General features: G+C 37.6%; 12 protein-coding genes. 6 read left to right on the forward strand and 6 right to left on the reverse strand.

Annotation, left to right across the window (positions count from 1 at the left end; genetic code table 11):
* Window positions 1-45 precede the first annotated feature (45 nt).
* Window positions 46-2430, reverse strand: a complete 2385-nt coding sequence (locus MKY81_RS19670) for a 3-hydroxyacyl-CoA dehydrogenase/enoyl-CoA hydratase family protein (protein WP_108069896.1) — start codon at window positions 2428-2430, stop codon at window positions 46-48.
* Between the two features lie 234 nt (window positions 2431-2664).
* Between MKY81_RS19670 and MKY81_RS19675 the strand changes: the two genes are divergently transcribed.
* The 6 genes from MKY81_RS19675 to MKY81_RS19700 all read left to right on the forward strand — a co-directional run bounded on the left by MKY81_RS19675 (window position 2665) and on the right by MKY81_RS19700 (window position 7878).
* Complete coding sequence (locus MKY81_RS19675; protein WP_084347510.1) at window positions 2665-2796, forward strand: YuzL family protein; 132 nt, start codon at window positions 2665-2667, stop codon at window positions 2794-2796.
* Window positions 2797-2820: 24 nt separating this feature from the next.
* Window positions 2821-3108: a hypothetical protein gene (locus MKY81_RS19680; protein ID WP_066229248.1), complete on the forward strand. Its 288-nt coding sequence runs from the start codon at window positions 2821-2823 to the stop codon at window positions 3106-3108.
* 14 nt (window positions 3109-3122) lie between these two features.
* Entirely contained in the window at window positions 3123-3458 is a 336-nt protein-coding gene (locus MKY81_RS19685) for a spore coat protein (RefSeq protein WP_108069898.1), read from the forward strand.
* A gap of 476 nt (window positions 3459-3934) precedes the next feature.
* The gene (locus tag MKY81_RS19690) at window positions 3935-5044 is read left to right on the forward strand and encodes a CdaR family transcriptional regulator (RefSeq protein ID WP_341118818.1); all 1110 of its coding nucleotides are present in this window, start codon (window positions 3935-3937) and stop codon (window positions 5042-5044) included.
* Between the two features lie 99 nt (window positions 5045-5143).
* A complete protein-coding gene (gene glcD / locus MKY81_RS19695) occupies window positions 5144-6556 on the forward strand; it encodes a glycolate oxidase subunit GlcD (protein WP_341118596.1) in 1413 nt (470 codons plus the stop codon).
* A complete protein-coding gene (locus MKY81_RS19700; RefSeq protein WP_108069904.1) occupies window positions 6553-7878 on the forward strand; it encodes a (Fe-S)-binding protein in 1326 nt (441 codons plus the stop codon). The genes glcD and MKY81_RS19700 overlap by 4 nt, the downstream gene beginning before the upstream one ends.
* A gap of 21 nt (window positions 7879-7899) precedes the next feature.
* On the opposite strand, the gene MKY81_RS19705 is transcribed toward MKY81_RS19700, so the two are convergent.
* Genes MKY81_RS19705 through MKY81_RS19725 form a run of 5 tightly spaced genes read right to left on the reverse strand, consistent with a single transcriptional unit; the run spans window position 7900 to window position 11805 of the window.
* Complete coding sequence (locus MKY81_RS19705; RefSeq protein WP_108069906.1) at window positions 7900-8148, reverse strand: DUF2573 family protein; 249 nt, start codon at window positions 8146-8148, stop codon at window positions 7900-7902.
* A 19-nt stretch (window positions 8149-8167) separates the two neighbouring features.
* Entirely contained in the window at window positions 8168-8923 is a 756-nt protein-coding gene (locus MKY81_RS19710; protein WP_107921230.1) for an IucA/IucC family C-terminal-domain containing protein, read from the reverse strand.
* Complete coding sequence (locus MKY81_RS19715; RefSeq protein ID WP_373454653.1) at window positions 8913-9737, reverse strand: ABC transporter ATP-binding protein; 825 nt, start codon at window positions 9735-9737, stop codon at window positions 8913-8915. The genes MKY81_RS19710 and MKY81_RS19715 overlap by 11 nt, the downstream gene beginning before the upstream one ends.
* Window positions 9738-9748: 11 nt before the next feature.
* On the reverse strand, window positions 9749-10804 hold the full coding sequence (locus MKY81_RS19720; protein WP_107921228.1) for a FecCD family ABC transporter permease: 1056 nt from the start codon (window positions 10802-10804) through the stop codon (window positions 9749-9751).
* Window positions 10801-11805 carry a FecCD family ABC transporter permease gene (locus MKY81_RS19725; RefSeq protein ID WP_108069908.1) on the reverse strand — a complete coding sequence of 335 codons (1005 nt, stop codon included), beginning with the start codon at window positions 11803-11805 and terminating at the stop codon, window positions 10801-10803. The genes MKY81_RS19720 and MKY81_RS19725 overlap by 4 nt, the downstream gene beginning before the upstream one ends.
* Between the last annotated feature and the right edge of the window lie 92 nt (window positions 11806-11897).

The raw sequence follows: 11897 nt of genomic DNA on the forward strand, positions 1-11897 counted from the left end.
CCCTCTTTCATTTAGCAATTCGTATCTAATCGTTAATTGATAGGCTTAGTTTCTTAATGGTTTTCCTTTTACAAGCATGTGTTGCATACGTTGTTGTGTTTTCGGTTCAGCAATTAAACTTAGGAAAGCTTCTCTTTCTAAGTCAAGTAAGTATTGTTCATCTACTTTTGAACCGTATGGCACTTTTCCGCCGGCAATGACATAGGCAATTTTCTTTGCAATTTTTAAATCATGCTCAGAAATATAACCTGATAAATACATTCCTTCTGCACCTAATAATAATGTCGCATAGCCGGTTTCACCTACGACTGGCACTTTTTGTCGGACAGGTGGTTTATACCCTTTTGCATCCAATGCAAGCACTGCCTGTTTTGCATCATATAATTGATGATCTGGATTCACACTTATGCCATCAGCATTACTTAGGAAATTATTAAGTCTTGCTTCTTCCCCTGATGTAGATACTTTCGCCATCGCAATCGTTTCAAATACTTTATTCGCCACTTTTTGCAAGTCAAAATCAACACCATTTGGAATGTTTTTCAAGTGTTTAATATAAAGTTCTTTATTTCCCCCGCCACCCGGCAGCAATCCTACACCACACTCAACTAGTCCCATATACGTTTCCATTGTTGCTTGGATGTGTGCGGAAGGTAAACATACTTCAGCCCCTCCACCTAATGTCATTGCAAAAGGTGCGGTCACAACAGGTTTAGGGCTATATTTGATTTTCATCATTGCATTTTGGAATTGCCTAATTACCATATCCAGTTCAAAGAAGTTATCATCCTGTGCTTCCATTAGCATCAATGCTAGGTTTGCTCCGACACAGAAATTCTTCCCTTGGTTCCCAATCACTAAGCCTTTATAGTTTTTCGCCACTTCATCAACGGAAAAATTAATCATTTGAATAATATCTAAACCGATGGCATTATTTGGTGAATGGAATTCTAATAGCGCGACGCCATCTCCTAAATCAATTAAGCTTGCACCTGTATTTTTCTTAATAAGTTTCCCTTGATTTTTTAATTGCTTTAAATTAATTACTTTAGGATTTTGTTCAATCTTTTTATATTCTCCAGCGTGGTAAAAGTAGGTTCCATCATTTTCTTCCTTATAGAAGGCTGTAGTCCCTTTATTTAACATCTCCTCCACCCAAGCTGGGATTTCAATTCCTTCTTGCTTCATTTTTGCTACTGATTTTTCAACCCCGATTGTATCCCAAACTTCAAAAGGACCTTGTTTCCAACCAAATCCCCATTTCATCGCATTATCAATGGAGACAATATCATCCGCAATCACATTTACTAACTCGGCCGAGTAAATGAGCACAGGCGCGAAGATATTCCAAAGTAGTGAGCCTACTTTATCCTCTGCATAAACAAGCGCTTTCATTTTATTTGCTGAACCTTTAATTTGCTTCACCATTTCTAATGAAGGTGCTTTTAATTTTTTTCGTTCTCCGTATTCAAGTGTGTGTGGATCAAGTTCTAAAATCTCTTTTCCTTTTTTCAAATAAAAGCCTTGGCCGCTTTTACTTCCTAACCAACCATTTTCGAACATTTTCTTCATAAATTCAGGTACATCAAATACTTCTTTTTCTTTTCCTTCTACTTGTTCATATACATTGTTGGCCACATGAATGAATGTATCTAATCCGACGACATCTAGCGTTCTAAAGGTAGCACTTTTTGGACGACCGATTAGCGGGCCTGTTACAGAATCTACCTCACCAACGCTATACCCGCCTTTGAGCATTTCTTGAACAGTTACTAAAAGTCCGTATGTGCCGATACGGTTTCCGATGAAATTAGGTGTATCCTTTGCAACAACGACGCCTTTTCCAAGAACATCTTCACCAAATACTTTCATGAATTGTAAAACTTCCGGATCCGTATGTTTTGTCGGTATAATTTCAAGAAGCTTTAAATATCTTGGGGGATTGAAAAAATGGGTGCCAAGGAAATGCTTTTTGAAATCCTCTGAACGTCCCTCTACCATTGCTTCTACAGAAATTCCGGATGTGTTTGAACTGACAATGCTTCCTTGTTTACGATGTTGATCAACTTTTTCAAAAACATTCTTTTTTATTGCTAATTTCTCTACAACAACTTCTATAATCCAATCAACATCAGATAATTTCGTTAGATCATCTTCTAAATTACCAGCTTGTATGAGTGCAAGATTATCTTTTGTTGTTAAGGGTGCTGGCTTTTGCTTAAGTAATTTTTTTAATGCAACATCACTAAAACGATTACGAACAACTTTATCTTCTAATGTTAGCCCTTTTGCTTTTTCCTCGTCTGATAATTCTTTGGGCACGATATCCAATAGCAAGGTTGGAATCCCAATATTCGCTAAATGTGCAGCAATTCCAGATCCCATAACTCCGGAACCTAAGACGGCCGCTTTTTTAATGCTTTTACTCAATGCTATTTCCTCCTTCAATGCCTTCTTGAATGAATACTCATTCATTTTTCTTTTAAAAAAATATCTCATGAATGAGTTTACTATCTATAATATAAATGATTTTTTCAAAACTATCAATTACTAATCTCTAAAAATGATAAATTTTCTAAAAACAATTACGTTTCCACCTCTTTTATGACAATGGATAATATGTCTTAGATAGGAAAATCTATACTTATTATGGAGGTGAGTAAAATGGCACGACGTAAGAAAAATCCTTCGAAAGCTGGTGTGAGTGCTGCTAGTGTAAAAGGAAATGCAGGGCCGACGGTGGAAGCAGATGGCGGCGGGAAAGTGAATAGCCAAAATAATCAATATAAAAAATAATTCCGTTTGGAGGATGATGTAAGTATGCAACAGCAACCTTATAATCAGCAAAATCAACAGGTGTCAATGCCACAGCCGCCTGATATTTTGTCAACAAAAGATCTGTCTTATATCGATGATATGCTTTCCTGGAATTTACTTGCGATGAAAAAGGCGCACTTTGCAGCGATGCATTGCCAAGATGCTTCAGTAAAAAATGCTCTCGAAAAATGTGGCCAAATGCATCAAAATCATTACAATAAAATACTTAATCATTTACAAGCTCATCTACAAACACAGCCGGGAAGTCAACAAAACCAGCAATTTATGTAATAGGAGGACTAACGATGCCAAATCAGCAAAAAATCCAAAATCCGCAAACACCTGTACCGGAATCACCAAGAATGAGTGATCGCGATCTTGTGAATGATCTATTATCAATGGAAAAATATTTGACTGCTTCCTATAATAATGCGATGAATGAGGCAAGTCATGAAGCATTATATCAAGATTTACTATCCGTCTTTACCGAAACACAAAACGAGCAACGTGAGTTATTTAATTTAATGTTTCAAAACGGATGGTACAAACTTGAAGCAGCTGAGCAACAAAAAGTTCAACAATCCTTCCAACAGCACCAAGGGTATTCAAACCAATTTCCTTATGGAAACCAAATGCAATAAACATCGAATGTGGGCACGATTTTTTCGTGCCCTTCGTTTTGAGTTTTTTGGGACAAAAATTTTTTTCTTTATCTATCTTGGGTTTCATTCCTTCTCTTTGACGACCAAGATTCACTTTTTTTATGCATCTTGGGCTTCATTCCTCCTCTTTGGCGACCAAGATTTACTTTCTTCATGCATCTTCGGCTTCATTCCTTCTCTTTGACGACCAAGATTTACTTTCTTCATGCATCTTGGGATTTATTCCTCCTCTTTGGCGACCAAGATTCACTTTCTTCGTGCATCTTGGGTTTCATTCCTTTTCTTCGGCGACCAAGATTTACTTTTTTCATGCATCTTCGGCTTCATTCCTTCGCTTTGACGACCAAGATTCACTTTCTCAACGCATCTTGGGCTTCATTCCTTCCCTACGTATCAGTTACTACTTTAATTCCCACATCAATTCCTTTATTCTAAAAAGAGGAAGGAACTTGGGGGTGGTGTCTTTGTTACAAGCCAATCTTGCAAAAAAAATTATTCAAGAAGTAAGAAAATTAATTAATGAAGAAATTGTGATTATGGACACGAATGGCTACATTATTGCCAGTACCAATAAAAAGAGAATCGGCTTTTTTCATGAAGGAGCTTTTCTTACCGTTCATAAAAAAGATCGATTAATTATAACAAAGGAAGATGAAACCCAATTAAAAGGTGTAAAGGCTGGGATTAATTTACCGATTTTCTTTGGTCAAAATGTAGTCGGTGTCATTGGCATAACGGGCAATCCCGAAAAAGTTTTTCCATATGCGGAGTTGTTACGAAAAATGACTGAACTCCTTATTCAAGAAAATTTCTATAAAGAAGAAATGAATCGCCAAAATCGTGCTATAGAAGCGTTTATTTTTGATTGGTTAGAATTAAGGGAATGGGATTCATCCTTTCACAATCGTGCCGATCTTTTAGGTATTAATTTAACTGTCCCTAGACAAGTGATTATGGTAAAAGTTAAAACGCAAACAAATATGATTAACTTTACTCCGAAATGGCTAACTATCGAAAAGAAAAATGATTTATTCATTCATTGGGGAAATGACCGTTTGCTATTGCTTCTTGATGCTACAGCCAATATGGACAAAAACAAACTGAAAAAAAACTTATATGATTGGAAAATTAAATTAGAACAAAACACCAATTGTTTATTAACCTTCGGAATCGGTCAAATTGTTCAACCGGAGGAATTGAAAAAGTCATTTTTAAAAGCCGAACGTGCTCTTCATTCAATTACCGGAGATCAGTGGGTTGCCTTTGATGATGAACTCACGCTCGAGATGATCATTGAAGATGTTCGAAGAGAAACGAAAAAAGAATTTATTCAACGGACGATTGCGCCACTTCTCCATGATTCAGAATTACTTCATACGTTAAGGACATTATTCGAATATAATCAATCATTAAAAGAAACGGCTGAACAATTACATATACATATTAATACATTGCATTATCGAATTAAAAAAATTGAGGAACTTACTAAGTTGAATCCTAAAATGTTAAAAGATCAAACGATCCTCTATTTAAGTATTCAAATTTTAGATCAATATACAAATTAATAAACATTTAAAACGTTTTCTTTGTTTGAAAATACATAGCGAGGTCATCTCGCTTTTTTTATACTATTATAAAGATGTTTTTTCACAAGGAGGATCATTATGTTATCACAAACCTTCAAAGAACGACTTCATCAAATCGTTGGCAAGGAAAATGTGGATGATTCAAAGGCTGGGAGATTAGTATATTCCTATGATGCTACACCACAGTTTCAATCAATGCCAGATATCATTGCTTCCCCTAGAAACACGAAGGAAGTCGCCGATATTGTTAAGCTTTGTAGTGAATGTAAAGTTCCCATTGTTCCTAGAGGTTCTGGAACAAACCTTTGTGCTGGTACATGCCCGACTGAAGGTGGACTTGTATTATTATTTAAACATATGAACCAAATTATCGAAATTGATGAAGAAAACTTAACGATTACCGTTCAACCTGGCATTATTACGCTGGATATGATTCATGCCGTTGAGGAAAAAGGGCTCTTCTACCCACCAGATCCAAGTTCAATGAAAATTTCTTCGATCGGCGGAAATATAAATGAAAATTCCGGGGGGTTGCGCGGGTTAAAATATGGGGTCACGAGAGATTATGTACTTGCCTTAGAAATCGTGCTCCCGAATGGAGATATTATCCGGACTGGTGGAAAATTAGCCAAGGATGTCGCTGGATATGATTTAACGAGGCTTTTCGTTGGATCCGAAGGAACACTCGGAATTATTACTGAAGCTACCTTAAAATTAATCCCAATGCCAGAAACGAAAAAAACGATGCTAGCATTATTTCAAGATTTAGAAGCTGCTGCACGTTCCGTCTCGAAAATTATCGCGAACAAAATTATTCCGACTACACTTGAATTTCTTGATCAGCCAACATTAATCGCTGTAGAGGATTTTGCAAAAATCGGTTTACCTACAAATGTGAAAGCAGTCCTATTAATCGAGCAAGATGGTAGTCCTGAAGTTGTGAATCGGGATATGGACAAAATGGCTGCGATTTGCTTGGAAGAAGATGCAGAGGCTGTTCAAGTTGCTAATTCGGAGGAAGAGGCAGATGCGTTAAGAACAGCAAGAAGGGTTGCACTTTCAGCTTTGGCGCGTTTAAAACCAACAACCATTTTAGAAGATGCGACAGTCCCACGTTCCGAAATTGCCAAAATGGTGCGTGCGATTAATGAAATTGCCGAAAAATATCGTGTAAATATTAGCACCTTTGGGCATGCAGGGGATGGTAACTTACACCCTACATGTTTAACTGATGTACGAAATAAAGAAGAAATTGAACGTGTCGAACAAGCATTTGCCGAGATTTTTGAAAAGGCAATCGAACTTGGCGGAACGATTACAGGTGAGCATGGTGTTGGAGTGATGAAAGCACCGTATCTCGAATGGAAACTAGGAAAAGAAGGAATTGCAGCGATGAAGGCGATTAAAGCTAGTTTTGATCCATTAAATATTATGAATCCCGGAAAGGTATTTGCCAAGGATAGCAGGAAACGCGTGGTGGTAACGAGATGACGACTATAGAAGAACAACGGAAAATTCAAGAAGTTTTCATGGAAAGAATGGATGAAGATGAATTATTAAATTGTATGAGATGCGGTTTTTGTCTTCCTTCTTGTCCAACCTATATTGAATCAGGATTCCAGGAAATACACTCTCCAAGAGGTCGAATTGCGCTAATGAAAGCAGTAAAAGATGGGATGATTGAACCCGATGAAGATGTAGAACGTTCTTTAAGTCTTTGCCTTGGTTGCCGAGCATGTGAGCCGGTTTGTCCATCTGGTGTAAAGTACGGCCATCTCCTAGAGGAGGCAAGAGATATTATCCAGCAAAATAAAAAGCAGAAACCGATTGTGCGTGCCGTTAGAAATACGGTATTTGAGGGTCTTTTTCCTCATCAAAACAGGATGCAATCGATAACCGGCCTATTAGGTTTTTATCAACGATCCGGTTTACAAAAAGTTACGAGAAAAATTGGGTTTATGAAGCTGTTTCCCGAAAGTTTAGCAACAATGGAAAAAGTTTTGCCAAAGGTACCGACAATGAAAGAAATGAAGAATCGTCCAGAGTACCTTCCTGCGGAGCAAACTCAGGCAAAAAGGGTTGCCTTCTTTACTGGGTGTCTCATGGATACGATGTTTTTAGAAACGAATAATGCAACCCTTAAATTATTGCAAAAGGCAGGTTGTGAAATCATCATTCCGAAAACGCAAGGTTGTTGTGGTGCGTTACATGGACATAGCGGTGAAAAGGAAAAATCAATAGAATTGGCTAAACGCAATATTGAAGCATTTGAACATACGAATGCCGATTATATCATTACAAACGCAGGTGGTTGCGGCGCATTTCTTATTGACTATGATCATTTATTAAAAAACGATCCTGAATGGTATCCACGTGCTAAGGCGTTTAAGGAGAAATTAAAAGATATTACTCAAATATTGGTAGAGTTGAATTTTCATAAAAATAACTCACTCAAATTAGCTGAACAAATCATTACCTATCAGGATTCTTGTCATTTGAGGAATGTTATGAAAACATCTGAGGCACCAAGAGTATTACTGCAATCAATTATTGGTCCAGATTATCGTGAAATGAAAGACTCCGATCGTTGTTGTGGATCGGCGGGAATTTATAATATCGTTGAATCAGAAATGTCTATGAAAATATTGGATTCAAAAATGAAGAATGCGAAGGCAACGAAGGCAACTACCATTGTGACCGCAAATCCTGGCTGCTTATTGCAGATGAAACTTGGAATAGAACGGGAAGGGTTGACGGAACAAGTTCGAGCGGTTCATATTGTCGACCTGTTAATGGAAGCCGTAACGAATTAACCACTGGTTTGATACCAGTGGTTATTTTTTTGCTTCACGATGTAAATCATTCATATGCTTGATTTCAAAAATTAATTTTTTCATTTCCTCTTTTCCATTTGGATATAATGCATTCCAGTGCTTTGCTAAGTCAGGCATAGATTTTGCAATGTATGTATAAAGTGCCCACATTTTAATCTTTTCAATTAATTCATCATTCGATTCACCAAGTAAAAGCTCCGTATATTTTTCTAATAATGCATCGAACTGATCTCGAAATGTCTGATCCATGACGATCACTCTTTTCTTTTTATATAGGAGGCATGTTACATCCATTTGGACAGGTTGAACATCTTTTTTTCTTTTTTTCTAAAAGATTGGAAAAACAACATGTTTTTCGTACGCGAATGGGTTCGATATTCTTTTCACGGATCACTTTTTCACTGTCAAAGCGAGAAAGTGGATTATTTTTATAAGGACCAAATAAAGCGGGACTCGCTTCATGGACGATAAAATGGAAATCATCCCTAAGCCTGTTATGAAGGGCATTATATTCTTCATTATTAAGAAGACTTTCATATAACCAAAAAATATAAATAGCGATATTCTCCCACATAACAAGATTTGAAAAGCGTGTTACATTCCTTAATGTTTCCAATAAAGGGTGGAAAAATCCTGAAAAAACTTCCGCTATGACCTCTTCTCTCCACAATGTCCGTACATTTTCCACATCTATAAAGGTATATTCTCCAAAGTAAAATTCCGGTAACCATAGTGGATCTCCCGGATTTTCAACTACTTTCAGTTCATCTATATCCACAACTAACCTTTTATTCCATACACTCATCGCATATAAATGAATGACCCCATAAAATGCCATTCGCTTCACAATCATGGAAGCCGTTATTTTATTTGTCGGGGACCCCATTTGCGCTCCAATTTTCACTAAATGAGCAGGGAGCTTTTCACTATCGAAAAAATCTTTACCGTTTATAAACGAATGCGTACTCTTTATTTCATCAATATATCGATAGTTTGAAAGCTCCGATGATAAACTAGATGGCATTAATCTCCCCGCCTTTTAATATGCAACGGCCTTTACCGTGTGGAATACATAATGGTGTACCAAAAAGTGGATCCATTGATACTTGACAATCCATATCGAAAACATCTCGAACCATTTGGCAACTAATCACGGATTCCGGCGTTCCTTGGGCATATACTTTCTTATCACGAATCGCAACAATATTATGTGCATATCTGCACGCTAAATTTAAATCATGCAGCACCATAACAATCGTTCTGTTTTCTTGTTCATTTAATTCAAATAATAAATCAAGAATTTCAATTTGATGAGTCATATCAAGATAGGTTGTCGGTTCATCTAGTAGAATAACCTCCGTATCTTGAGCAAGTGTCATGGCAATCCATGCTCTTTGTCGCTGTCCTCCCGATAGTTCATCGACAGGTCGATCTTTAAATTCAACCATACGAGTAGCTTTTAGAGCGCGCATGACAATTTCTTCGTCTTCATTCGACCATTGTTTAAGCCATGACTGGTATGGAAATCGTCCTTGTTTTACAAGTTGCAGCACTGTTAATCCTTCCGGGGCTATTGGTGTTTGCGGGAGAATTGATAAATTTTTCGCTACCTCTTTTGTCGGGAGCTTAGCAATCTCTTTCCCAGCTAATAAAACGGAACCTGATTCCGGTTTTAATAAACGTGCCATTGATCGTAATAAAGTCGATTTTCCACAGCCATTCCCACCAATGAAAACGGTAATTTCCCCTTTAGGAATACTCAAATTTAACTCATCTATAATAATCGAATCACCATAACCTAATGTTAATGATTTTGCTTGAATTGTTTCATTCATCATGCCCACTCCTTTTATGCAGACTTTGATTTAAATAATAAATAGATAAAATACGGTGCCCCAATCGCGGCAGTAAACACTCCAGCCGGCACTTCAAGCGGCGTAAATACGGTACGTCCGATTAAATCCGCCACCATGACCAAAATTCCGCCGATACAGGCTGATGCAGGCAATAAAACACCAAAGGAAGAACCGACAAGTCTTCTCGCAATATGTGGAGCCATTAAACCAACAAAGCCAATTCCCCCACCAAATGCAACAGCGGCACCAACTAAAGCCGTACTTAATAGTAAAAGAAAAAATCGTTGGCGTTGAACGTGACTTCCAACACCAGTCGCGAGTTCATCACCAAACTCTTGTACATTGATTTTTCGGGCGGATAAAAAGGAAATTAACGTCAGTATTAGCACCCATGGGACAATAACTTTAACATTCCCCCAGCTGGATCCGTTTACGGTACCTGTTAACCAAATATTCGCCTCACTTGCCCGATAAATAGGTCCAACTAACATTAATAATGTAGTGATAGCTTTCATCACAGCGGAAATTCCAATTCCTATTAATACTAATCTTATGGGAGAAACGCCATCTTTCCAAGCTAAAAAATATACCAGAAATGCCACGATTGTTGCCCCAAGGAAAGCTGCAATTGGCATCCAGCCTATACTCACTGTCAAACTATTATCTTTATTACTAAAAATGGCTAGAAAGGAAACAACGGCTGCACCTGCCCCACCAGTTATTCCGATAATATCCGGTGATGCTAATGGATTCCGGATAATTCCTTGTAAAATTCCCCCTGCCATTGCTAATGCAATACCTACAAACATTGCAACAAGAATTCTTGGTAACCGAAACTTTAATACAACTAACTGCTCAATGCTTGAACCACCTCCGAAAAATGTTTTAACAACATTTATCGGATTAATATTCATATCCCCTAAACCTGTACTTATAACGAGTGCAAGTAAAGTCACGATAAACAAAATCAAGATAGTCCAAGTTGCACGAAGATCAACTAAAAAGGAGATTTTCCCTTTAAAAAGACGAAGATTTTTGAATTGACTCATCGTCCATTAAACCCCCTTCTAGCAATATAAATAAAAAATGGAACCCCAATGATGGCCGTCATCACACCAACTGGCACCTCTTGAGGCATAATCACATATCTTGATGCAATGTCTGCCGCTACTAATAATACGCCACCTAAAATTCCGGATAATGGAAGCAACCAACGATGATCAATGCCAATTATTTTTCTGGCAATATGCGGAATAACAATTCCAACAAATCCAATTGGTCCAGCAACAGCAACTGCACTCCCTGCTAACAAAATAACGACTACCCCTGAACCAATCTTCACTAAGCCCGTCTTTAGACCTAATCCTTTCGCAACGTCCTCCCCCATCGATAATACATTCATTTTTTTTGCAAAAACCAATGCGATTATCCATCCAATAAGCATATAAGGGAAAACAGATGTTAAAATGTCTAATTTTCTATTTGCAACAGATCCAGCAAGCCAAAAAAGAACTTGCTCTAATGCAGCCTCATTTATAGACAATAGCCCTTGGGTAAATGAAGCAAATAGCGCAGCTATGGCTGCACCGGCTAGTGTTAATTTCATCGGAGTCAGTCCCTCATTGCCAACCGATCCAATAAGAAATACACCAATTGTCGCAATCGCTGCACCAGTAAATGATGCCCATGCAAATGCTTGCAGACTCGAAAAGTGAAACAAGGTAACAGCTAATACAACTGCAAAACTTGCTCCCGCGTTTAATCCGAGAATTTCTGGAGCAGCAAGCGGATTTTTTGTTAATGTTTGCATAATCACCCCGGACATTGCTAAGCATGCACCTACTGCTGCTGCAATCAGTGCCCTTGGCAACCGAACCGAAGTAATTATGACATGCTCATTTGAACCATTGAAATCCATAAAGGATTGAATTGCTGTTTTTATAGAAATCCCCGTATATCCAAAAACAATACTCATCCCAATTAACAGCAACAAAATAATAGTAGCGATGATCATTGCAAATAATTTTTGCCAATTTTTCTTTAGAACCATTTTCACTGTTCCTCTTCAATAATATCTACTATTTAGTGTAGAGAAAGATTCTCAGTTAGTCAATGACTTTGAAAATCATTTTCATTTAGTTA

This window comes from Heyndrickxia sp. FSL W8-0423, from assembly GCF_038009395.1.
GTDB classification, from domain to species: domain Bacteria; phylum Bacillota; class Bacilli; order Bacillales; family Bacillaceae_C; genus Heyndrickxia; species Heyndrickxia sporothermodurans.